Below are 22,266 nucleotides of genomic sequence, written 5' to 3'. Positions count from 1 at the left end.
CTTATTCTCCTCCTTCTCCGTTGTCGTCTCCATTAAAGTCCACAGGAGACCAGCTGCCGTCGCAGCGGACAAACCATCCGGGCTCCAAGTCATAATAGCCGGAATTCTCCCCGTTCCTTGAAATGCTGTATCCAATTTGGATATCTTCGATCAGGGAGGAACTGCACTGCTCCTGGACCGCGTTAAGCGTTTCTTCCCCAGTGGGAAGATCGGTGGAAACACCAGCGTCCCCGGTTCTGACCGGATTGTTTTCTAAATCAAACAGCGGGCGCGAGTATCCACTCGTCTGCGTTCCCACGTTAGACACCTGAATGGAAGCAAAGTCACTGCCGTTGGAATCACGAAAAACAGGCAGCCCCCCTTTATTCATCCTGAATGTAACTGTCGTTTCCCCGTCCAGGGTATTAGAATCATAATACTGGTAATCATCCGACCAGCCGGCGTGATTATTTACAAATTCAAATGATGAAACCAGGCTGCTCGTGTTATTTCCCTCTGTCTGTTCGGAGTAGGTCGGATTAGCGTAGCGAAGATAATCGCCGGCGTTGTTAATCCGCAGCTCTCTCGTGCCGTCTGTAATAACCTCTGATGAGTCATAGTTATACGTCTGGAGGTTTTGGCCATTTCCTTCCGGCAGCAATACCTGCTGAAAGCTGTCGGCTGACAGACTAGTTGAAGCGTAGGTATAGTTCGTACGGGAGCCGGGATTCTCAGGAATATAAATATGCTTTTCATACCCTTCCTCATCAGTGCTGTATGTGAGCATGCTTTCGTGCTCTGTGAGATACCGTTCGTACTCTACATCGTTTTTATCAAGGCTTGTATTGCTGTTTACAACGACACCTTCACTATAGGAAACAAATGCAGCGTTCAGTTCTTCGCTTCCAGGTGAAGCTGTTAATATAATACGGTCAATTGAGCCGTCCAGGATGCTGGAGGCTTCCTCGCTTTCATCTTCAAAGCTGAACAACTCGTTTACCATCGACCACGACACCGGTGACGGAAATACAAACTCCGTGGAGTACTCCGCTGAGGAAGCGTTTTGATACAGTTCATCATGATCGAGATCGGTTGCTGTTGTTTCTGTAATACTCGCTTCCTCAAGCTGCCGGAAGGCTTTATCCAGATCGGTTGAAGCCTGGTCCTCTGTCATGAGAACATTTCTTCCGTTTGAACGCACGACTGCCTGATTCGGGCGGATGACTTCTCCTGCTTCCCGGGTCTCTGCTATTTCCGTCGTTTCCTGTACGCTTTCAGAGGAATTGACATTATCATATTCGGGCTGAAACGACCAATTCTGCCAGGTAAGAAGCAGACTTCCCAGCACTAGAATCGTCAACACCCAGGATTTAATGGTTTCTTTCATGATCCAGCCTCCGCTTTATTAATTACTGAATAAGGCAGCGTAATTAATATAGTGGTTCCTTTTTTCCATTCACTGTCAGCCGCAATTCTTCCACCATGTGCATGGATAAATTCTTTGGCGATCGCAAGCCCCAGGCCGGTACCGCCAAGATTTCTCGCTCTTGCTTTATCCACCCGGTAAAAGCGATCAAAAATACGGTGCTGGCTTTCTTTTGGAATTCCAACGCCCTGGTCGCTGATTTCAACATCTACAGCGTCGGCACGCGTAAACATCTGCACACTGATCTCTCCGCCATCCGGTGAGTATTTCACGGCATTCGAAAGCACATTATCAAATACTTGATAAATTCTGTCTTTGTCCATGTCTACATATACCGGGTAGGAGGGGACCTCTTTATAGAAAGCAATGTTTTTATCTTTATTAATCATTTCAAAACGTTCAATGACCTGGTTTATCATTTCAGACAGATCCACTGTAAAAAACTCCAGGCTGATTTCGTCACTATCCATCCGTGAAAGCTGAAGCAGATCATTCACGAGCCGGATCATTCTGTCCGTTTCATTCTGGGTTACCTGTAAAAACCGGGGCCCAAGATTTTCGTCCTGCATCGCTCCGTCTTCCAGGGCTTCCATGTAGCTTTTCAGCGTAGTCAGCGGAGTTCTTAATTCATGGGAGACGTTCGATACAAATTCCCGGCGCTCTCTTTCGATTTTTTCCTGCTCCGTGACATCATGAAGCACTGTAATCAGCCCGGTCACCGGCCCGTCTTCGTTCCGTACGATCGAAAAGTTTGCCTGCAGCAGAAAATCCTGTTCCTCGCTGCTGAAATCAAGCATAATCGCTTCATTATAATCGTACAGATCACTCGACGTTAACGTCTCTGACAGGTGCAGCGCCTCCGTAATGTACGTGCCTTCCATTTCATCGCTGTTTTTGTTCAACAGCTGCTCGGCACGCTTGTTCATCAAAATAATACGGCCAAGTTCGTCAGTAGCTATAACGCCATCCGTCATATGGGTCAACACCGAGCTTAATTTCTTTCGCTCGTCTTCGGTGCTTGCCTGGCTTTCTTTTAATTTCAGCGTCAGCTGGTTAAAGGAATGGGCCAACTGCCCAATCTCATCGTTACCATACACACGAACTCTGCGGGAAAAGTCTCCCTCTCCCATAATTTTCGCCTGGCGCTGCATATCTGCGATTGGGCGCGTAATTGTGCGCGCAAGCAGAATTCCAAGGATGGCATTTAAAATCAGCACGATAATGCTTGCTGCAATCAAGATACTGCTAATATCGTTTACCAGGCTGTATACGCTCGACATGTCAGAACGCACATACAATACGCCCAGAATTTCCCCATCCTCTTCGATCGGCCGCACAATTAAGCTGACCCTGTGGCCGCTCTCGGCATCCCAGCGTACTTCCTCCAGCGTATTTCCTAATAACGCCCGCTGCACAAGGTCATCGTTCGATTGATTATTGACGATATCCTGCTCATTTATATTCGACGTACCTAAAATAATTTGATTAGAGCCGATGACCCTTGCTTCCGGACTCGAGTGGCCGGGATCATTGTTGGCTCCTGAGTTGGCAAATTGGCTTAATAAACTGTCGATATCTTCCTGAACCGTATTATCGTCTTCTCCCCGACTCTGTGTCAGTTCCTCCTGCACATTATACTCCAGAAGATCTGTCTGCTCGGCGAGCGTATCATTAAAATTCTCTACGAGCGTATCTTCAAGCGCGCTCGTAAAGAATACGGTAATGAACTGCATCGCTACAAAAATCAGCAGCACGAAGATCAAAATGAGTTTAAAATGAATCGATTTGAAAAAATCGATAATCTTCATACCTTACTTCTCCTGTTCTGGATGTTTTAAGTAGTAACCTACCCCACGTCTTGTCACAATCCATTCAGGGAAGCTCGGATTGTCTTCTACTTTCTCTCTCAGACGGCGTACCGTTACGTCCACGGTACGTACGTCCCCAAAGTAATCGTAGCCCCACACCGCCTGAAGAAGATGCTCTCTCGTCATCACCTGGCCGATGTGGCGGGCAAGATATAGCACCAACTCAAATTCACGGTGCGTAAGATCCATCGGGTCCCCGCGTTTTGTTACCAAATACGCATCCGGATCTACTAGAAGGTCGCCGATTTTTATAGCGTTCTGGGGCTCCGTACTTCCTTCTTCCGCTGCCGGCTGTTTCCTGCGGAGATTGGCTTTCACTCTGGCCAGAAGCTCCCGGTTGCTGAACGGCTTTGTTACATAATCATCTGCTCCAAGCTCCAGGCCGAGAACCTTATCGATTTCCCCGTCTTTGGCGGTTAACATAATAATCGGCATATCAAACCGTTTTCGGACTTCTCTGCATACTTCCATGCCATCCTTGTTTGGAAGCATGACGTCGAGAAGAATAAGGTCAGGACCGAAATTGTCCACCTTTTCTAGTGCTTCATCACCATCGTAAGCACAAACGACCTGAAACCCTTCTTTTTGAAGATTAAACTCCAATATATCAGCAATTGGCTGTTCATCATCGACTACTAATATTTTCTCGTCCATGTTCCCACCGCTCCATTCCTCAAATGTGAAAAGGCATAAATTCACTCATCTATGTGTAGTAACACTCAGCACGGGCATGCCTTTTTATGTTTATTGCAAAATATTTAAGCGGATTACAATACTCTTTCATATTGTAACATAGCTCTTTATCTCTTCCTATCGAGGCCCGGAGCCTGTGAAAAAAGCGCCTGGACGTTGAAGTCCAGGCGCTGGTTATCTTATAAAATGGTGGCTCGAGACGGAATCGAACCGCCGACACGAGGATTTTCAGTCCACTGCTCTACCGACTGAGCTATCGAGCCATAATAAAAGAGTATTTCTGCTTGAATGCTTGTCTTGCCTTTAGACTAATTGTCCTTATCCTCATTCTTTGCTTATTCGATGAAGCAATTAGGGACGGACAACTCGCAGAACATTCGGAGAAGTAATGCTTGTTGTTCTACTGACCGAGCCGCCTTAAAATTTGCAAATCAGAAAATTAAAATGGCGGGCCTGACGGGATTTGAACCCGCGATCTCCTGCGTGACAGGCAGGCATGTTAACCACTACACCACAGGCCCTTTTAAAAAGAATACACCGTGAATCTTTTCGTCTGTTCCATTTCTTTTTGCTAAAGAAAATGGTGACCCGTACGGGATTCGAACCCGTGTTACCGCCGTGAAAGGGCGGTGTCTTAACCACTTGACCAACGGGCCTTTCATGGTGAGCCATGGAGGATTCGAACCTCCGACCCTCTGATTAAAAGTCAGATGCTCTACCAACTGAGCTAATGGCTCTTGATACGAAGAAATTGTCGCTGTGGATAACGACAACATGAGTAATATTATCACGTCACAGTATCAATTTCAACTAGTTTTATATGAAAAAAATGATTCTTGGAAAAAAGCATCCGCCTCTGTGGCAGATGCTTAGTGATTTTTATTGAATCGCCCATACACCGCGGACCATATTTGTCTGATTCCGATCCGGGCCTACGGAGAAAATGCTGATAGGAATGTTGGTCAGCTGGGAGATACGTTCAATGTAGTGACGGGCGTTTACTGGAAGGTCCCCGAGCGAAGAAGCACCGGTGATGTCTTCTGTCCAGCCGGGCAGTTCTTCATAAATCGGCTCGCACTCGGCAAGTACTTTAAGACTCGCAGGGAATTCTTCCATAATCTCTCCCCGATACTTGTAGGCTTTACATATTTTCAATGTTTCAATACCGGTCAAAACATCAATGGAATTTAAGGATAAATCGGTAATACCGCTCACTCTGCGCGCATGGCGTACGACAACGCTGTCGAACCAGCCAACTCGGCGGGGCCGGCCGGTAGTAGTTCCGTATTCGTTTCCAACTTCACGAATCTGCTCTCCGGTTTCGTCGGAAAGCTCTGTTGGAAACGGCCCGTCGCCCACACGGGTTGTATATGCTTTAGAAACACCCACCACATGCTGAATTTTGGACGGTCCTACCCCGGAGCCAATAGTTACGCCGCCGGCAATAGGATTCGAAGACGTTACAAATGGATATGTGCCCTGGTCAATATCAAGCATGACACCCTGCGCGCCTTCAAACAGTACACGGCGGCCTTTATCGATCGCTTCATTCAATTCTACCGAGGTATCACATACGTACTTCGCAAAAAACTGGCCGTAGTCGTAGTATTCATCCAAAATATCTTCAAGTTCAAATCCTTCTGCGTCATACATTCTTTCCAGCAGGCGATTCTTTTCTTTTAAATTCCGTGACAGCTTTTCCCGGAATTCATCTTTGTCCAGAAGGTCCGCAATACGGATGCCGACACGCGCCGCCTTATCCATATACGCCGGGCCGATGCCTTTTCGGGTCGTTCCAATTTTATTTGTGCCTTTGCTGTCTTCTTCCACAGCATCGAGACGCAGGTGATACGGTAGAATAACGTGCGCCCGGTTGCTGATACGCAGATTGCTTGTATCCACCCCGCGCTCATGAAGATATTCCAGCTCTTCGACAAGCGCTTTCGGGTCGATAACCATGCCGTTTCCAATGACACACGTCTTGTCATCATAAAAAATTCCGGACGGAATTAAATGAAGTTTGTATTTAGTTCCCCCGAACACAATCGTATGACCCGCGTTATTTCCACCCTGGTAACGAGCCACAACCTCTGCATTTTCTGATAAGTAATCCGTCACTTTTCCTTTTCCTTCGTCTCCCCACTGAGTTCCTACAATTACTATTGACGACACAGCGTCCACCTCCACAATCTCTCCTGCCGGCACCTTAGGCATGTTTTTTCTTTGCTTATTCGATAACGTTCAGTTGGCTTCATTTAAAACTTTCATATGAATTCCACTCTGGAGAAAATCCCTTAGATAGTCTATCAACCACGGCTGACAAAGTCAATAAAACACGAACGTTAAAAGTTTTATTAGCTTAATTTGTTCGTTTATGTAAAAAGCCCGAAGCTTAAGCTCCGGGCGGGATTTGATTATCGTCATGTCGCCGGTCCAAATTAACGAATTTATTGTATTCCTTAATAAAAGCAAGCTCTGCCGTACCGACCGGGCCATTACGTTGTTTGGCGATAATAATTTCAATAATATTTTGGTTTTCAGATTCCTGGTCATAGTAATCATCACGGTACAAAAACGATACGATATCTGCGTCCTGCTCGATACTTCCAGATTCCCTCAGGTCAGACATCATCGGGCGTTTATCCTGCCTGGACTCTACTCCGCGGGAAAGTTGGGACAGCGCAATCACTGGCACATTGAGTTCACGGGCAAGAGCTTTTAAATTACGGGAAATTTCCGAGACTTCCTGCTGGCGGCTTTCTCCGCCCCTGCTGCTTCCCTGGATCAACTGCAGATAATCAATCAAAATCATGCCAATACCCCGTTCCTGCTTCAAACGAAGGCATTTTGCGCGTATGTCGTTTACCCGGATGCCCGGGGAATCATCAATAAAAATGCCAGCCGAAGATAAGCTTCCCATCGCCATCGTCAGCTTTTCCCAGTCCTCTTCCTGCAAAGCACCGGTACGAAGACGATTGGCGTCAATATTTCCTTCCGCACAGAGCATACGCTGCACAAGTTGGGCAGCACCCATCTCCAGGCTGAATATTGCTACGTTTTCTTCAGACTTTGTCGCAATGTTCTGGGCGATATTTAAGGCAAAAGCTGTTTTCCCCATCGAAGGCCTGGCAGCTACAATAACTAAGTCACTGCGCTGAAAACCGGCTGTCATATGGTCAAGTTCGGCAAAGCCGCTTGCGATTCCGGTGACATCATTTTCCCGGTTTTGCAGCATTTCAATATTGTCATATGTTTCAATGAGTACGTCTTTAATAGAAACAAAGGCCGAGGACCGGCGTTCCTGTGATACTTCCATAATGGTTTTTTCAGCTTCATTAAGTACTTCCTCTACATCGTGTTCTCCGCTGTAGCCTTCATTTACTATGTTGGTTGCTGCCCTTATCAGCCGCCGAAGCAGGGATTTGCTGTATACACCCTGGCTGTAATATCCAACGTTTGCTGCTGTCGGTACAGCATTTGCCAGATCGGTCAGATACGACAGGCCGCCGATTTCTTCAAGTGCCTGCTTTGTCTGCAGTTCCGTGCTGACTGTAATAAGGTCGACCGGTTCTCCCCGTTCAGACAGCTCAATCATCGTATTAAAAATACGCTGGTGCGACTGGCGATAGAAGTCTTCCGGCATCAAATGCTCCGTGGCAGTAATGAGTGCTTCTCCCTCTAGAAAGACAGCACCTAAAACGGCCTGTTCTGCTTCAATATTCTGCGGGGGGACCCGTTCTGTGAAAATATCATTCATTGCTTTCACCTCGATAGAACGTGTTGAAAAAAGAGCCTGGTTCTTACCCTCTGTTTATGACGGGGAAACAGGCTCTTTATTCATCCACGCAGCTGTTACTCTTCGGTCACGTGTACGTTTACGACAGCCGTGACTTCAGGATGGATCTTGATTGGTACTTTTGTGTAGCCAAGCGAACGAATTGGCTGGTCAATTTCTATTTTTCTTTTATCTACTTTCATGTCCATGCTCTTCAGTTTTTCAGCAATTTGTTTTGTAGAAACCGCTCCGAACAAACGGCCGCCTTCGCCCGCTTTAGCTGTGAGCTCCACATCTGTTTTTTCGAGCTGCTCTTTAAACTTCTTCGCCTGCTCGAGCTCTTCCTGCTCCCGCTCTTTTTGCTTTTTCTGCGTAGCTTCCAGGTCCCGCAGGTTGCCTTTGCTCGCTTCTACGGCAAGGTTTTTCTTTAACAGGTAGTTTCTGGCATATCCTTCGGAAACGTCTGCAACTTCACCTTTTTTCCCCTGACCCTTTACGTCCTGCTTCAATATAACTTTCATTCGGTTGTGCCCCCTTGCAAATATTCATCAATGGCCTGCTTCAGGCGTTTTTCCGCTTCATCAATCGTAACATCGGTCAACTGCGTTGCTGCATTCGTCAAATGACCGCCTCCGCCTAAAGCTTCCATTATTAACTGCACGTTCACTTCACCCAGTGAACGGGCGCTGATACTAATTTTATCATCCTGGCGCTTAGATATCACAAAAGAACCTTTAATATCATTCATCGTAAGCAGGGTGTCTGCTGCCTGGGCGATTAAAATCTGGCCGTACATTTCGTCTTCTGCTGCTGCTGCGACAGCCATTCCATCCCGGTACACTTCTGCCCGTTCGATAAGGTGCGACCGCTCCACGTATTGATCGAGATCTTCTTTTAACAGCATCTGCACCATCGTCGTATCGGCCCCGTGCATTTTTAAAAATGAGGCTGCATCAAATGTTCTCGATCCTGTCCGGATGGCAAAGCTTTTCGTATCCACAATAATGCCTGCGAGCATTGCTGTTGCTTCAAGCACGTCCATGCTGAGCTTTTTCGGCTGATACTCCAAAAGCTCCGTTACAAGCTCGGCTGTGGAGGAAGCGTACGGCTCCATATATACAAGCACCGGGTCTTCAATGAACTCTTCCCCCCGGCGGTGATGGTCAAGCACAATCGTACGGTTCACGCGGTCAATCAGCCGCGGCTCAATAACCATGGATGGTTTGTGTGTGTCCACGACAACAAGCAGCGTATGCTTTGTCACTTCATCCATTGCTTCTGAAGGCGTAATAAATTGAGACCACAGATATTCATGGTTTTCGATTTCTTCCATCAGCTTTTTCACGTCCGGATTAATTTCATCCGGGTCCACTACAACATACGCATCCGTATTGTTTACTTCCGCGATTTTAAGTACACCGATCGCAGCGCCAATCGCATCCATGTCCGGGTTCTTATGCCCCATTACAATAACCTGGTCGCTTTCAAGCACGAAATCACGCAGCGCGTGGGAAATAACTCTAGCGCGAACTCTCGTGCGTTTTTCGACTGCGTTGGACTTTCCGCCATAAAAACGCACTTTTCCATTAGCATCTTTGATGGCTACCTGGTCGCCTCCACGTCCAAGCGCCAGATCCAGACTGGACTGAGCCAGCGAACCAAGCTCTTGGAGCGAAGGCTCGCCCGCTCCAATGCCAATGCTCAGCGTAATGGTTACTTTTTCTTTACTGGTAATATCACGAACGTAATCGAGCAGTTCAAACTTTGTCTGCTCGAGATGATCAAGGGCCCCCTGATTCATGACAGCAATAAACCGGTCCACTGCAATACTTCGCAGTAAAATGTCATGATCGCCCGCCCATTCATTTAAAGCGGTGGTTACATGACTCATCAGCCGGCTTCTTGTCTGATCATCCATGCCCTGGGTGACTTCGGTGAAATTATCTAAATAAATAAATGATACAACGGATTTTTCTTTTTGATAAAGCGCCTGGGTATCTATCGTTTCGGTCATATCAAAAAAGTACAGCAGGCGTTCTTCGCGGTGAATATACACTGTGTAATGGCGATTTCTCATCGTCAGCTGTATTTCACTTTCGCCCTGCTTAATCGCTGCAGACAGACGTTCAGAAACAGTACTGAGCGGTTTTCCCATGAACTCTTTCGGTAGATAGGAAAGAATAAAGGGATTTGCCCACTGTACTTGATAATCCCTGTCGTACAGCAGTATGCCTATGGGCATTTCAGTGACTGCTTCTTCCCCCGCCTTGTTCACCCGGTGGGTCAGCGTAGATATATACCGCTCCAGCTCTTTTTCAAATGAACGCTCCGCCTGGATAACATAAACAGCCAAAGCTCCGAGCAAAATAAAACCTACAGCCCCTATTTCCCATTGAAACCATGTGAGAAAGGCCAGGGCTATTCCGGCTAGTATGAACAATCCGACGATATGATAGCCGTACCACCGCCGTATTAAAAACTTCGGCATGTAACTCAACCCCTACTTCGTGTCGGTTTGAATGCGTTGCTTCAAATTTAGACCTAAATCTATTATACCTAAAATGCGGGCTAAAAATAATGCTATTGTTGATAATAATATACTCCCGACGATAATGAGAACCCCGTAGTATTTTGGATAGGATTTGGCATGCAGAAAATAGAAAATAACGGTAAAGCCCTGAATCGCTACAGCAAGCTCCAAAAGAGGAAAAAGGTTCATGACAACAATATACATAGCGGTGCCTTCTTCAAGCCCAATCAAAATAAATATAGAACCGGTCAAATAATACCATATAAGGGACCTCGGAAAGTTCCAGTTTCGAAATGCCGGAAACTGCTGGTAATCCACCCGGACACGCTTCAGAATAATGTGGGCAAACGCCTGAGTTATAAACGAAAGAATAATGCCTGTACCGATAAGGAGAACTGGGCCGATATATTGAATCAGCGTAACCATCTCAGCCAGGGCGTCCAGGTTCGAGGTATTTTGATCAATGCTTTCCATCATGCTTCTCGCCTGGGAAATAGACTCGTTCAGTGTTTGTTGTATTAATTGGATAGGGTCAATATCAAACAGAAAAACGGAGCTCAAATAAAATAGAACCAGGCCGGTTATATATGCCACAGTCCCCGCAGCAAACACAGCAAAAGCGGGTTTCCTTTGATGAATAAGTGCCCCGGCCGCAATGCCTCCAAGACCGAAAATCAAAGCCGTCGGAAAGCCGATTCCACCCGTAAACAGAGTGGCAAGCAGCGCACAGACAATAAACATAAAAATGCCCGGCTTCCATCCGTTTCTTGCTACAAAAATAATAAACGGAAGCGGCATCGCTATCGTTAATAAACTCCCCAGGACCGGCACAAAAATCAACAGCAGTACCAGCACCAGGAACACAGCGCTAAAAACAGCTGCTTCTGCGACACTTCTAGCGTTTCTCACTTCACGTTCACCTCATTTGCAAAGGCAGTCAAATAAATGTACAGCAGCCGCTCAGCGCTTTCACTCCAACATTATCCCCGTGCTGCCTTTATTCCTTCGTATTCATGGAAATTCCATTCGTTCATTTTAGCTTATTCCTTTTCAAAAAGAAAGACGAACAGCCGAATAGTCAAAGGCTGTCCATATTTAAAAAGCGCTGACTTCCGCCAGCGCCCTGTTTCATTTATTTGCTTGCTGAAAAGCTTCTTTCTATTCTTCCTTCGGCAGTTTGAAAGAAGAGTTATCCGGCACTTCTGCTTCTATGTTTTCCTCTGCGGCCTGAATATCATCCTGTTTCAGTTCTTCCAGCTGTTTATTAATTTTTGTAATATAAGACTGAACGTCCATACAAAAGCCTCCCTCTTGGTGTATAAAGTGCGTCAACGATTACTTTATGTATACCCCGGAGGAAAAACACTAAACATCGAGACGATGCAAAACAGCTCCGCCGAAAAAAACAAACACCCTTTTCCAGGCATGAAACCTGGAAAAGGGTGTTTAGATGTTTTCCTTACTGCTCACGCACATAAGGAAGCAATGCTACGTGACGGGAACGCTTAATAGCGCGGGTCAACTTACGCTGATATTTCGCACTCGTTCCAGTTACGCGGCGTGGAAGAATCTTCCCTCTTTCTGAAATAAACTTCTTCAAGAGTTCAGTATCTTTGTAATCGATATGAGTAATTTTGTTTACTGTGAAGTAACAAACTTTCCGTCTTTTTCCTCTACGACGTGCTGCTGCTGCCATTGTTTATCCTCCTTTATAAAAGATTGTTTATGCTCTCAGGGGTTTTAGAATGGCAAATCGTCATCTGAAATGTCGATTGGCTGCCCGTTGTCCGAAAACGGATCATCGTTTAAATTAGACGAATCGCGATTTTGCTGGCCTGAACCTGAGCTTTGGCTGTTCTGCTGCTGAGAATAGCCGCCTCCCTGCGAAGAACCTCCGCCTCCGGATGCTCCGCGCGGCTCAAGGAACTGCACGCTCTCCGCCTGAACTTCTACTACTGTTACACGACGGCCTTCCTGGTTTTCATAACTCCGGCTCTGCATACGTCCGTCTACACCGGCCAGGCTTCCTTTTTTCAAGTAATTGGCCACATTTTCTGCCTGCTTCCGCCAAATGACGCAGTTAAGAAAGTCTGCTTCACGTTCGCCCTGTTGGTTGGTAAATGGACGATTTACCGCAAGGCGAAAGTTAGCGACTGCTACGCCGTTCGGGGTATAACGCAGATCAGGGTCCGCGGTCAGCCTGCCGACTAACACGACACGATTTATCATTTAAACCCCTCCTGATTGTTAATGAAATTAGTCGTCGTTACGAACAACTAAGTGGCGGATTACGTTATCATCGATTTTAACCAGACGGTCAAATTCGTTGGTAGCGTCCGCGGTGCCTTTAATGTAAGTTACAACGTAATACCCGTCACGAAAATCATTGATTTCGTATGCGAGACGTTTTTTCCCTACTTCGTCTACTTTTTCAATTTCAGCGCCGTTATCTGTTAAGATTTTGTTGTACCGTTCGATTGTGTTTTTCACACCATCTTCGTCAACATTCGGGCTGATAATGTAAAGTACCTCATAATTCCGCATGCTGCGTCACCTCCTTTTGGTCTTCGGCTCTTTTCCAGTGGAAAAGAACAAGGAGCAAAAAACGCTTATCCGTTTTTAACTCGCAAGTTAAAATTATATCAGCTTGACTTTCATTTTACAATATTCCCGGCAGAAAAATTAAACGTTAAAGCGGAAGTGGACAACGTCCCCGTCTTTAACAATATATTCTTTGCCCTCAAGCCTTACCTTGCCTGCGTCTTTGGCACTGTTCATTGCACCTGCCTGCATTAGGTCTTCATAACCGACTACTTCTGCACGAATAAAGCCCTTTTCAAAATCACTGTGAATAACTCCGGCTGCCTGCGGTGCTTTTGTATTTTTGCGGATCGTCCAGGCGCGCACTTCAGGTTCGCCTGCAGTAAAGTACGTCTGCAGCCCAAGCAGGGAATAAGCTTCCCGGATCAGCTGGTCGAGTCCCGGTTCTTCAATGCCGAGATCCTGAAGAAATTCATTTTTTTCTTCTCCCTCAAGCTCTGCAAGCTCCTCTTCAATTTTCCCGGAAATAACGACCACGCCGGCGCCTTCAGCTGCTGCAAATTCTTTTACGCGGGAGACATGTTCATTGTCCCCTTCCTCCATTAAGTCGTCTTCACTGACATTGGCTACGTACAATACCGGCTTCATCGTGAGGAGCTGGAAGCCCTTGACGATTTTCAGCTCTTCCTCGGTCCACTCCAGGCTGCGCACTGGCTGCTCTTCTTTTAATGCTTCGATGATTTTTTCGAGAACCGCATGCTCCTGCATCGCGTCTTTATCTTTGGACTTGGCAAGCTTTGCTACCTTATCAATCCGCTTTTCTGCTGTTTCAAGGTCTGCAAGAATCAGTTCAAGGTTAATTACTTCGATATCGTTAATCGGATCTATTTTCCCGGACACGTGGGTGATGTCATCACTATCAAAGCAGCGTACTACATGGGATATCGCATCCACTTCCCGGATATGAGACAGAAATTTATTCCCGAGGCCTTCCCCTTTGCTTGCGCCTTCCACAATGCCGGCGATATCTGTAAATTCAAATGCGGTAGGAATCGTTTTTTTCGGCTGAAACATATTTGTTAACTGCTCGAGCCTGCTGTCCGGAACTTCTACTATGCCTACGTTGGGGTCAATGGTGCAGAACGGATAGTTGGCAGACTCCGCCCCTGCCTGCGTAATCGCATTAAACAATGTTGACTTCCCGACATTTGGAAGCCCGACTATACCTGTAGTTAAAGCCATTTATTATTTCCTTCTTTCTTTCAATTAATATTTCTCTAAACATAACAAAGAGGACAACCGCAGCTGTCCTGTAAAGCAACTCTTTATCGTTAGTATATTGCTTTGAGTATAGTATAATTTCTTTTCTGCGACAACAAGAGCGGCTTCGATGGTTATTCGAGCACCTTTTTTACCTTTTTATTGAACTCTTTTCTCGGAAGCATCACGCTGTGCCCGCACCCCTCACATTTAATCCGGATATCGGCGCCCATCCGAATAATTTTCCAGCGGTTTTCTCCGCACGGATGCTGTTTTTTCATTTCTACAATATTATTGATTTCAAAAGGCTGCTTTTCCGCCATAGCTCCCGTTTCTCCTTTCCCATCATTTTTACCTGAACAATTTGATACTTTTTATCCTATCTTACTCCGCCGCAAACCTCAATAAAACCAGCATTTCCTTATTCACGAAGCCTGTCGCTTAAATATAACCGTTATTTTTGCCCACACGCGGGTATAGTAGGCTAATATCATTTATTTTTGGCTGCAATTCCGGAAAGGGGCTATCTGCTATGGGGAAAAAAGCTGTTTCACGTGAAACCTATCGTACTCACTGCCATGTCAGCATGAATGAGCCCGAAAGCGCTGGAGAACTGGCAAAATGCCTGACCAGCCATCTCCGTGAGCGTGTCACAGACGAAGACATTATAGTCGTGTGTATCGGAACAGACCGATCCACCGGAGATTCACTCGGCCCTTTGACTGGCAGCAAGCTTCTTGAAAAAAGACTGGAAAATTTTTATGTATATGGTACTCTCCAATACCCAGTACACGCTGTTAATTTGGAGGAAACGCTCTCTCTCATTGAAGCAGACCATCCGCATGCTTTTGTTATCGCTGTCGACGCCTGCCTTGGCTATCTGCAGAATGTCGGAAAAGTTACTTTGAATGAAGGAGGAGTAACTCCAGGGGCTGCGATGAAAAAGAAACTCCCTATAGTTGGAGATATGCACATTAACGGCATAGTGAATGTCAGTGGGATGATGGAATATTTTGTACTGCAAAACACCCGGCTTTATACTATCAATACGATGGCTTCTTTAATAGCAGACACCTTTCTTCTCGTTGATCAGTCATTATCAAAGCAGGATATTTTACGCAGGGGAAAAGCTGCTGCTCTTCCCGTTACATTTCATAATGATGATGATCATATCCGTTTTCTGCGTGAAGCTTCATCCGCCGAACAGGCGGATAATAAACACAAAAAAAGCCACCATCGGTATCGCCGGAAGTAGATTGGCTACCCGGATTTCTAAAAGCCCCACTAACTTCAATCCAATGGCGATAATCATCACGCCGCCAGTAGCCGTCATTTCGGTAATAAAGGTATCCATGGCTTCCTGGGGTACCAGCCTGTCAATTTGGACAGCAAAAAGAGCGATTGATCCCTGATAGAGGACAACAGGTATAAATGAAAAAAGCACACCTATCCCCATCGTCGTTGTAAAGATAAGCGCTGAGAACCCATCCAGCATTGATTTTGTAAATAAAACGTCGTGTTCCTGGCGCAGGCCGCTGTCCATTGCTCCAAGAACCGCCATCGCTCCCACCACGTAAACCAGCGTGGCCGTTACAAAACCTTTGGCTACTTTATTATCTGCACTACCGCTTCCAATCCGTTTTTCCACCCACCGCCCAAGAGATTCCAGTTTGTCCTCAATTCGTATCCGTTCTCCTGCCCAGGCTCCTGTCACCAGGCTGCCTACGACAATTAAAAATTGTTCTGTCTGCAGTCCCATCTGTATGCCGAGAAGTACAACAGCCAGCGCCAATGCCTGCATAATGGTAGTTTTCATTCTTTCCGGAATACGGTGAAATAACAATCCCATTAACGATCCAATAATAATGGTCACTCCGTTAACCAGCGTTCCTGTAAGCACCATAAACGTCCGCTCCCTTTTCCTGCTTGTTTCTTTGTTTTTATATGTGCCCATCCAGAACTCAAAATCATAACGGTAAACGTTTGTCAGAAGCAGGAACAGGCTTTGCTTTCCTCTTCGTTTTCTTTCGGGAGTTCTTTTCAGCTGTCATTTCATTCTTTCCAGGTTGGATAAAAGCTTTCCTTTTTGCTTGCATACAGCATGTCTTAAAGATCTCCGTGCCCCGTCTCTTCTGGCAGGCACTCTCCAACTGCCGTTCACCTTTGTTAGTAACGGCTGGGCTTTAAATATTTTACTATAAAATGAAATAGAGCGGGCCCGTACTATACGGCAAAAGTTACATAGCCAAGATCTTTTACAGTTCCCCCGCCTCTTTCATTTCAAGGAGAGATCGTTATGATTGTCCAGTTATCCAATCATAAATACGAAACCGCAAAAAGCATACTTGCTCTGCAGCAGCAATCCTACTATACAGAGGCTGTGCTTATAGATAATTTTGATATCCCTGCTTTAAACGAATCAGTAGAAGCCATCCGCTCTTCGAAGGAAACTTTTGTAGGTTATTTTGTAGAGGGTGAACTCCGTGCTTTAATTGCTTATGAACACCAGGAAAAAAAGCTGCAAATTACAAGGCTCGTCGTGCATCCGGATTTTTTCCGGCGGGGCTTTGCTTCCTACCTGATGAAATATCTATTAAACCACCATCTCGATACTTTAATTTACGCTCATACGAGCGAAAAGAATCAGCCGGCGATCGATCTTTATTATTCTTTTGGATTTGTCATATCCCGTAAATTCAATCTCCCGGACGGGCATCCTATGGTAGTGCTAGAACGCTATTCTTCCTATGCCTGAAAAGGTCTTTTTCCCCGGGAGGCCTCTTTTGAACTATAAAAATTAGAAAAGGCTCCCGTTTTGATAACTGGAAGCCCTTTCGTTATTCTTTCTCTTCGCTCAGAAGCTGGAGGATCCGATCGAGATCCTCATCCGAAAAGAATTCAATTTCAATTTTGCCTTTATTTTTCCCCTGTTGAATAGAAACAGAAGTTCCGAAATACGATTGAAGCTCTTCTGCTTTCTGCTCGAGAAAAGGAGAAGCAGGTTGCTTCTGCTTTGTTTCACGTGGAACACCTTCATTCATCTGCTGAACGAGCTTTTCCGTCTGCCTTACATTAAGAGACTGTTTAACAATCTGCTCGCTCACCTTAGCGGCCAGCTCTTTCTTTCTCAATCCAAGAAGCGTTCTGGCATGCCCCATAGAAATTCCCTTTGTTTCCACGAGCTTTTGTACTTCTGCTGGCAGCTGCAGAAGCCGGATATAGTTGGCAATGTGCGGTCTGCTCTTCCCGAGACGCTTAGACAGTTCATCCTGAGTAATATCGAGTGACTCCACCAGGCGCTGATACGCATGGGCTTCTTCCAAGGGATTCAAATCTTCCCGCTGCAAGTTTTCAATCAAAGCGACTTCCATCATCCGTTCATCGCTTAAATCCTTTACGATTGCCGGAATTTCTTTTAATCCCGCTGCCGAAGCAGCCCGGAACCGCCGCTCTCCGGTGACAATATCATATCCTTTAATACTTTTGCGGACAAGAATTGGCTGCAGAACGCCAAACTCTGCCACAGACTGCTTCAGCTCTTCAATGGCTTCTTCTTCAAACCGTTTTCTCGGCTGATAAGGGTTGGGCCGCAATTCCTGTACTGGTACCGCAGTGATTTGATCTTCGTTGCTGCCTGTTTCTTCCGGAAAAAAAGCGTTCAACCCTCTACCTAGACCTTTGGCCACCAGCAACCACTTCCTTTGCTAATTCTAAATAGACCTCGGCACCCTTAGACTTCGCGTCATACATAATAATTGGAAGACCGTGGCTTGGAGCTTCCCCAAGTCGTATATTCCGGGGGATAATCGTTTCAAATACTTTTTCCTGAAAGTATTTTTTTACTTCTTCTATGACCTGGAAACCAAGATTGGTCCTTGCATCGAGCATCGTAAGAAGCACTCCTTCAATTTCCAAATCATGATTTAAGTGCTTCTGTACGAGACGGACCGTATTGAGCAGCTGACTTAATCCTTCCAAAGCGTAGTATTCACACTGTACCGGAATTAAAATCGAATCCGAAGCAGAAAGCGCGTTAATCGTTAGAAGTCCCAGAGAGGGCGGGCAATCGATTATTATGTAGTCGTACTGCTCAGCCACATCCTCCAGAGCATTTTTTAGTCTTATTTCCCGGGAAATAGTGGAAACCAGTTCAATTTCTGCTCCGGACAGCTGAATAGTGGCAGGTACTACGTCCAACTGTTCCAAAGCAGTCCCCCGCACAATATCACGAATGTCCGTGTCTTCGACGAGAACGTTATATATGCACCGCTCCACGTCCCCTTTTTCAATACCGGCCCCACTGGTGGCGTTTCCCTGCGGGTCAATGTCTACGAGAAGCACCCGCTGGCCTACATGCGCCAGGCAGGCGCTTATGTTTACTGCTGTTGTTGTTTTCCCAACGCCGCCTTTCTGGTTGGCGATAGCAACAGTTTTTGCCATCGATACACCTACTTTCCAAGTTCCATGCTGTTCTTCTTGTTTACTGCTTTGATTTTGGTATTCGAATAGTCACCTGATAATAACCATCGTAGTCTTCCTCATTTGTATCAATCACCATACCGCTTTTTGTTACCATCTCTATTGACTCGCGGATCGTATTTAAGGCAATACGGGTATCCCTGGAGACATGCTTCTTCGGCTGCTTTGTTTTTTTCGGCTTAGGATCGAGCAAAGCAGCAATCTTATCTTCCGTCTGTTTTACATTCCAGTCCTTTTCTATCGCTTCATCAACGATACGATCCTGGCGCTCTGCATCCGGAAGCTTTAGAAGTGCTCTGGCGTGTCGTTCTGTAATAGTTTTTTCTGACAGCTTATCCTGCACATACTCAGACAGGTGTAAAAGACGAAGCTTATTAGCGATCGTAGACTGGCTTTTCCCCAGCCGCTGCGCCAGACTTGCCTGCGTGAGCTGATTCATTTCGAGCAGCCTGGCATAAGCAGCTGCTTCTTCAAGCGCAGTTAACGCTTCCCTCTGCAAATTTTCAATAAGCGCAATCGAAGCCGTCTGTGTATCATTAAATTCTTTCACCAGCGCCGGTATCTCTTTCCAGTCAAGCTTTTGCGAAGCACGCCAACGCCTTTCACCGGCAATTATTTCGTACCCCCCGGACTGCTTTCTGACCGTAATTGGCTGCAGGAGCCCGTGCGTCTGCAGCGACTGGGCTAACTCCGAAAGCTTTTCATCTGAAAAGATCGTCCGCGGTTGAAATGGGTTAGCCATGATTTGATGAATTGGAATCATTTTGACTTCGTGTTCATTAATGCCGCTTTTTTCAGCCTGATTATCGCCCAGGCCGAACCATTTTTGAATCGACTGTTTCATACCCGTATATCACCTCACTTAAAAACTGCGACCCTTGATGCTTCACTAGTGGATTTCGTGCCTTTGCTATTTTCATTCTATCACGTTTCTAAAGGTTGTCGAATGAGCCGGTAGTGATTATAAAGGATTTTTTGCCGGTGTTCCTGATTTTCTTGGATACGCCTTTGGGGTTTTTTTCTTTTTTGCGAATGTTAGAAGCACTCGTTCACTGTTTTCTTTCGGGAGTTTCATTTTCTCCGGGCTCCCGGCTTCTGCTTCTAATTTTGCCAGGGCGTTCTCCGCAGTGTGAAGTTCCTCTTCGCCACTTGCTCCCTTCCATGCAATAAATACGCCTCCCGGCTTTACAAAAGGCAGGCATAGCTCCAAAAGCACCGGAAGTCTGGCCACAGCACGGGCACTGGCCATATCGAACTGATCCCGATACGCTTTTTGCCGTGCAAGCTGTTCGGCCCGGTCATGGATTAGAGTCACTCCCTCAAGCCCAAGCTCACTTACGATTTCTTCCAGAAAACCAATACGTTTTTTTAAAGAATCAACAATCGTAACCTGGAGTTCCGGGAAGCATATTTTTAGCGGCAGGCTCGGAAATCCGGCCCCCGATCCTACATCGATAAAAGATCCTTCTGCCTTGAAAGCCGGGAGAGAAGCTCCGGTGAGAGAATCATAAAAATGCTTCTCATACACCTCCTGTTCTTCGGTAATCCCTGTCAGATTCATGCGTTCATTCCATTCAACAAGCAGTTGATAATACTGCTCAAACTGCTTTTTCTGTTTATCATCCAAAGTAATATGTATGGCTTGAAGCCATTCTGGAAACGCTTCTTTACTCATTTTATCTTTCCTGCCCTTCACTGGATAATACAACACTCCCGGACTTTCTTCCGGGAATAGAGATATCTTGAAAAAAGCCCCTGCTTACTGAAAGCAGGGGCTTAGTCATGCGCTACTGTTACGTTGTTGCCATACGGCCCTGTTCGATATATACAAGCAGTATAGATATGTCGGACGGGTTCACCCCGGATACACGGGAAGCCTGGCCGACAGACAGCGGACGTACTTCTGAAAGCTTTTGTCTTGCTTCGATTGCAATACCCGAAATGTCATGATAATCGATGCTCTCCGGAATCTTTTTCTCTTCCATTTTCTTCATACGCTCCACCTGTTCAAGCTGTTTCGAAATATATCCTTCGTATTTCACTTGAATTTCCACCTGCTCGGCTACATCCGGCGCAATTGACGAAGGCGCCTCAGCAAACGGAGCGATGTCAGCATAACCGATTTCCGGCCGCTTCATCAGGTGGGCTGCCGAAGCTGCTTCCTTCATCGCTGTAGATCCCTGGGAAATAAGCATTTCATTAATCGCTTCATGGGGCTTCAAGGTAAAGCTTTCCAGTCGTTTTTTCTCGGCTTCGATCGCTTCTTTTTTATGAATAAATCGCTCGTAGCGGGCCTCCGGGACTAATCCGATTTCGTGGCCGGTTTCGGTTAAACGCAGGTCAGCATTATCATGACGGAGAAGGAGGCGGTATTCCGCTCTCGACGTTAACAGGCGATACGGTTCGTTAGTGCCCTTAGTGACCAGGTCATCAATCAATACACCGATATAGGCATCCGAACGGTCGAGGATAACGCCTTCCCTGCCCTGAGCCTTGCGGGCTGCGTTAATACCGGCCATGATTCCCTGCCCGGCAGCCTCTTCGTACCCGGACGTACCGTTAATCTGACCTGCGGTAAATAGACCTTCCACCGTTTTGGTTTCAAGCGTCGGCCAAAGCTGCGTCGGTACAATGGCATCATATTCAATCGCATAGCCCGGACGCATCATTTTTACGTTTTCGAGCCCCGGGATCGTTTTAAGGATACCGAACTGAATGTCTTCCGGAAGACTGGTGGACAGCCCCTGTACGTATACTTCATCTGTGTTTCTGCCTTCAGGCTCAAGGAAAATCTGGTGCTTTGGTTTGTCATTAAAACGCACGATTTTATCCTCAATTGAAGGACAATACCTCGGTCCGGTTCCTTCGATCATACCCGAATACATCGGCGAACGCTGCAGGTTGTTTGTAATCAACTCATGTGTCTCCGAACCGGTATAGGTAAGCCAGCATGGCAGCTGATCAGTAATAAATTCCACCGTTTCGTAGGAAAAGGCTCTCGGCTGCTCATCGCCAGGCTGAATTTCTGTTTTGCTGTAATCAATAGAATTACTGTTTACCCGTGGCGGCGTGCCAGTTTTAAAACGGACCATGTCCAGGCCGAGTGCTTTAATGCTGTCCGATAAATTGATGGAAGGCTGCATATTATTCGGCCCGCTTTCATAAGCCAGTTCTCCGAGGATAATTTTACCGCGCAGGTAGGTGCCCGTAGTTACTACAACCGATGAAGCGTAGTAGCTGGCACCAGTATTAGTCACTACACCCTTACAAACGTTATCTTCAACGATCAATTCCTCTACCAGCCCCTGGCGAATCGTTAAATTTTCTGTGTTCTCAAGAGTCCGCTTCATTTCCTGCTGGTAAAGAAACTTATCAGCCTGCGCACGAAGTGCCTGGACTGCCGGGCCCTTCCCCGTATTAAGCATTCGCATTTGAATATGCGTTTTATCGATGTTTTTAGCCATTTCTCCACCGAGTGCATCAATTTCACGGACGACGATCCCTTTTGCCGGTCCTCCTACGGACGGGTTACAGGGCATAAAAGCTACGGCGTCCAGGTTCAGCGTCAGCATCAATGTATTGGCCCCCATGCGTGCAGAAGCAAGCCCTGCTTCTACTCCCGCGTGTCCGGCGCCGATGACGATCGTGTCATAATTTCCTCCGTTGTAACTCATTACGGTTCCTCCTTCTAGTATTTTCCTCCGCCTACAGCGGA

The 22,266-nt window shown here is 46.3% G+C and carries 22 protein-coding genes and 4 tRNA genes; 2 read left to right on the top strand and 24 right to left on the bottom strand.

Annotated features, from left to right (window positions below; genetic code table 11):
• Position 1: 1 nt before the first annotated feature.
• From B5066_RS03085 to B5066_RS03005, 18 genes are all read right to left on the bottom strand, one after another.
• Positions 2-1,366, bottom strand: a complete 1,365-nt coding sequence (locus B5066_RS03085; RefSeq protein ID WP_079474493.1) for a YycH family regulatory protein — start codon at positions 1,364-1,366, stop codon at positions 2-4.
• Positions 1,363-3,213 carry a cell wall metabolism sensor histidine kinase WalK gene (gene walK, locus B5066_RS03080; protein ID WP_079474492.1) on the bottom strand — a complete coding sequence of 617 codons (1,851 nt, stop codon included), beginning with the start codon at positions 3,211-3,213 and terminating at the stop codon, positions 1,363-1,365. Before walK ends, B5066_RS03085 begins: the two co-directional genes overlap by 4 nt.
• Before the next feature lie 3 nt (positions 3,214-3,216).
• Positions 3,217-3,927, bottom strand: a complete 711-nt coding sequence (yycF, locus tag B5066_RS03075; RefSeq protein ID WP_079474491.1) for a response regulator YycF — start codon at positions 3,925-3,927, stop codon at positions 3,217-3,219.
• A gap of 226 nt (positions 3,928-4,153) precedes the next feature.
• Positions 4,154-4,229, bottom strand: a tRNA-Phe gene (locus B5066_RS03070).
• 182 nt (positions 4,230-4,411) lie between these two features.
• Positions 4,412-4,487: transfer RNA gene (locus B5066_RS03065), tRNA-Asp, on the bottom strand.
• A 60-nt stretch (positions 4,488-4,547) separates the two neighbouring features.
• Positions 4,548-4,622: transfer RNA gene (locus B5066_RS03060), tRNA-Glu, on the bottom strand.
• Between the two features lie 5 nt (positions 4,623-4,627).
• Positions 4,628-4,703 (bottom strand) — tRNA-Lys (locus B5066_RS03055).
• 142 nt (positions 4,704-4,845) lie between these two features.
• Positions 4,846-6,138, bottom strand: a complete 1,293-nt coding sequence (locus B5066_RS03050) for an adenylosuccinate synthase (protein WP_079475045.1) — start codon at positions 6,136-6,138, stop codon at positions 4,846-4,848.
• A 220-nt stretch (positions 6,139-6,358) separates the two neighbouring features.
• On the bottom strand, positions 6,359-7,723 hold the full coding sequence (gene dnaB / locus B5066_RS03045; protein WP_079474490.1) for a replicative DNA helicase: 1,365 nt from the start codon (positions 7,721-7,723) through the stop codon (positions 6,359-6,361).
• Positions 7,724-7,818: 95 nt separating this feature from the next.
• A complete protein-coding gene (gene rplI, locus B5066_RS03040; RefSeq protein ID WP_079474489.1) occupies positions 7,819-8,262 on the bottom strand; it encodes a 50S ribosomal protein L9 in 444 nt (147 codons plus the stop codon).
• Positions 8,259-10,229, bottom strand: coding sequence for a DHH family phosphoesterase (locus tag B5066_RS03035; RefSeq protein WP_079474488.1), 1,971 nt, complete (start codon positions 10,227-10,229; stop codon positions 8,259-8,261). Before B5066_RS03035 ends, rplI begins: the two co-directional genes overlap by 4 nt.
• Before the next feature lie 12 nt (positions 10,230-10,241).
• Positions 10,242-11,180, bottom strand: coding sequence for a YybS family protein (locus tag B5066_RS03030; protein WP_079474487.1), 939 nt, complete (start codon positions 11,178-11,180; stop codon positions 10,242-10,244).
• A gap of 249 nt (positions 11,181-11,429) precedes the next feature.
• Positions 11,430-11,567, bottom strand: a complete 138-nt coding sequence (locus tag B5066_RS16650; RefSeq protein ID WP_158219096.1) for a hypothetical protein — start codon at positions 11,565-11,567, stop codon at positions 11,430-11,432.
• 163 nt (positions 11,568-11,730) lie between these two features.
• Positions 11,731-11,967 carry a 30S ribosomal protein S18 gene (gene rpsR, locus B5066_RS03025; RefSeq protein WP_079474486.1) on the bottom strand — a complete coding sequence of 79 codons (237 nt, stop codon included), beginning with the start codon at positions 11,965-11,967 and terminating at the stop codon, positions 11,731-11,733.
• Positions 11,968-12,011: 44 nt separating this feature from the next.
• Positions 12,012-12,500 (bottom strand): single-stranded DNA-binding protein, encoded by a 489-nt coding sequence (gene ssb, locus B5066_RS03020; RefSeq protein ID WP_079474485.1) that lies wholly within the window; start codon positions 12,498-12,500, stop codon positions 12,012-12,014.
• A gap of 27 nt (positions 12,501-12,527) precedes the next feature.
• Entirely contained in the window at positions 12,528-12,815 is a 288-nt protein-coding gene (gene rpsF, locus B5066_RS03015) for a 30S ribosomal protein S6 (RefSeq protein WP_022792961.1), read from the bottom strand.
• Between the two features lie 138 nt (positions 12,816-12,953).
• Positions 12,954-14,054 (bottom strand): redox-regulated ATPase YchF, encoded by a 1,101-nt coding sequence (gene ychF / locus B5066_RS03010; RefSeq protein WP_079474484.1) that lies wholly within the window; start codon positions 14,052-14,054, stop codon positions 12,954-12,956.
• 152 nt (positions 14,055-14,206) lie between these two features.
• Entirely contained in the window at positions 14,207-14,395 is a 189-nt protein-coding gene (locus B5066_RS03005) for a DUF951 domain-containing protein (RefSeq protein ID WP_079474483.1), read from the bottom strand.
• 209 nt (positions 14,396-14,604) lie between these two features.
• Between B5066_RS03005 and yyaC the strand changes: the two genes are divergently transcribed.
• Complete coding sequence (gene yyaC, locus B5066_RS03000) at positions 14,605-15,327, top strand: spore protease YyaC (RefSeq protein WP_079474482.1); 723 nt, start codon at positions 14,605-14,607, stop codon at positions 15,325-15,327.
• Here yyaC and B5066_RS02995 read toward each other — a convergent pair.
• Positions 15,265-15,975: a DUF554 domain-containing protein gene (locus B5066_RS02995; RefSeq protein ID WP_079474481.1), complete on the bottom strand. Its 711-nt coding sequence runs from the start codon at positions 15,973-15,975 to the stop codon at positions 15,265-15,267. The genes yyaC and B5066_RS02995 overlap by 63 nt on opposite strands.
• Before the next feature lie 393 nt (positions 15,976-16,368).
• On the opposite strand from B5066_RS02995, the gene B5066_RS02985 reads away from it, so the two are divergent.
• Complete coding sequence (locus tag B5066_RS02985) at positions 16,369-16,827, top strand: GNAT family N-acetyltransferase (RefSeq protein ID WP_079474479.1); 459 nt, start codon at positions 16,369-16,371, stop codon at positions 16,825-16,827.
• A gap of 82 nt (positions 16,828-16,909) precedes the next feature.
• On the opposite strand, the gene B5066_RS02980 is transcribed toward B5066_RS02985, so the two are convergent.
• The 5 genes from B5066_RS02980 to mnmG form a co-directional block, all read right to left on the bottom strand.
• The gene (locus tag B5066_RS02980; RefSeq protein ID WP_079474478.1) at positions 16,910-17,758 is read right to left on the bottom strand and encodes a ParB/RepB/Spo0J family partition protein; all 849 of its coding nucleotides are present in this window, start codon (positions 17,756-17,758) and stop codon (positions 16,910-16,912) included.
• A complete protein-coding gene (locus tag B5066_RS02975) occupies positions 17,739-18,512 on the bottom strand; it encodes a ParA family protein (RefSeq protein ID WP_079474477.1) in 774 nt (257 codons plus the stop codon). Before B5066_RS02975 ends, B5066_RS02980 begins: the two co-directional genes overlap by 20 nt.
• A 40-nt stretch (positions 18,513-18,552) precedes the next feature.
• Entirely contained in the window at positions 18,553-19,395 is an 843-nt protein-coding gene (noc, locus tag B5066_RS02970; protein WP_079474476.1) for a nucleoid occlusion protein, read from the bottom strand.
• 117 nt (positions 19,396-19,512) lie between these two features.
• Positions 19,513-20,226: a 16S rRNA (guanine(527)-N(7))-methyltransferase RsmG gene (gene rsmG, locus B5066_RS02965; protein ID WP_079474475.1), complete on the bottom strand. Its 714-nt coding sequence runs from the start codon at positions 20,224-20,226 to the stop codon at positions 19,513-19,515.
• A gap of 118 nt (positions 20,227-20,344) precedes the next feature.
• Positions 20,345-22,225: a tRNA uridine-5-carboxymethylaminomethyl(34) synthesis enzyme MnmG gene (gene mnmG, locus B5066_RS02960; RefSeq protein ID WP_079474474.1), complete on the bottom strand. Its 1,881-nt coding sequence runs from the start codon at positions 22,223-22,225 to the stop codon at positions 20,345-20,347.
• Positions 22,226-22,266: the final 41 nt, after the last annotated feature.

The organism is Marinococcus halophilus (assembly GCF_900166605.1).
GTDB lineage: Bacteria > Bacillota > Bacilli > Bacillales > Marinococcaceae > Marinococcus > Marinococcus halophilus.
The sequence above is the reverse complement of the archived record's forward strand: the minus strand, read 5'-3'. Positions and strand labels throughout refer to the sequence as shown.

What these genes read in the sequence shown, in the direction of transcription:
- B5066_RS02985 (WP_079474479.1), top strand. Translation starts at nt 16,369, where the DNA reads ATGATTGTCCAGTTATCCAATCATAAATACGAAACCGCAAAAAGCATA.
- rsmG (WP_079474475.1), bottom strand. Translation starts at nt 20,226, where the DNA reads ATGAGTAAAGAAGCGTTTCCAGAATGGCTTCAAGCCATACATATTACT.
- B5066_RS03085 (WP_079474493.1), bottom strand. Translation starts at nt 1,366, where the DNA reads ATGAAAGAAACCATTAAATCCTGGGTGTTGACGATTCTAGTGCTGGGA.
- yyaC (WP_079474482.1), top strand. Translation starts at nt 14,605, where the DNA reads ATGGGGAAAAAAGCTGTTTCACGTGAAACCTATCGTACTCACTGCCAT.
- B5066_RS02975 (WP_079474477.1), bottom strand. Translation starts at nt 18,512, where the DNA reads ATGGCAAAAACTGTTGCTATCGCCAACCAGAAAGGCGGCGTTGGGAAA.
- noc (WP_079474476.1), bottom strand. Translation starts at nt 19,395, where the DNA reads ATGAAACAGTCGATTCAAAAATGGTTCGGCCTGGGCGATAATCAGGCT.
- ychF (WP_079474484.1), bottom strand. Translation starts at nt 14,054, where the DNA reads ATGGCTTTAACTACAGGTATAGTCGGGCTTCCAAATGTCGGGAAGTCA.
- walK (WP_079474492.1), bottom strand. Translation starts at nt 3,213, where the DNA reads ATGAAGATTATCGATTTTTTCAAATCGATTCATTTTAAACTCATTTTG.
- yycF (WP_079474491.1), bottom strand. Translation starts at nt 3,927, where the DNA reads ATGGACGAGAAAATATTAGTAGTCGATGATGAACAGCCAATTGCTGAT.
- B5066_RS02995 (WP_079474481.1), bottom strand. Translation starts at nt 15,975, where the DNA reads ATGGTGCTTACAGGAACGCTGGTTAACGGAGTGACCATTATTATTGGA.
- rplI (WP_079474489.1), bottom strand. Translation starts at nt 8,262, where the DNA reads ATGAAAGTTATATTGAAGCAGGACGTAAAGGGTCAGGGGAAAAAAGGT.
- ssb (WP_079474485.1), bottom strand. Translation starts at nt 12,500, where the DNA reads ATGATAAATCGTGTCGTGTTAGTCGGCAGGCTGACCGCGGACCCTGAT.
- dnaB (WP_079474490.1), bottom strand. Translation starts at nt 7,723, where the DNA reads ATGAATGATATTTTCACAGAACGGGTCCCCCCGCAGAATATTGAAGCA.
- B5066_RS03035 (WP_079474488.1), bottom strand. Translation starts at nt 10,229, where the DNA reads ATGCCGAAGTTTTTAATACGGCGGTGGTACGGCTATCATATCGTCGGA.
- rpsF (WP_022792961.1), bottom strand. Translation starts at nt 12,815, where the DNA reads ATGCGGAATTATGAGGTACTTTACATTATCAGCCCGAATGTTGACGAA.
- mnmG (WP_079474474.1), bottom strand. Translation starts at nt 22,225, where the DNA reads ATGAGTTACAACGGAGGAAATTATGACACGATCGTCATCGGCGCCGGA.
- B5066_RS16650 (WP_158219096.1), bottom strand. Translation starts at nt 11,567, where the DNA reads ATGGACGTTCAGTCTTATATTACAAAAATTAATAAACAGCTGGAAGAA.
- rpsR (WP_079474486.1), bottom strand. Translation starts at nt 11,967, where the DNA reads ATGGCAGCAGCAGCACGTCGTAGAGGAAAAAGACGGAAAGTTTGTTAC.
- B5066_RS03005 (WP_079474483.1), bottom strand. Translation starts at nt 14,395, where the DNA reads ATGGCGGAAAAGCAGCCTTTTGAAATCAATAATATTGTAGAAATGAAA.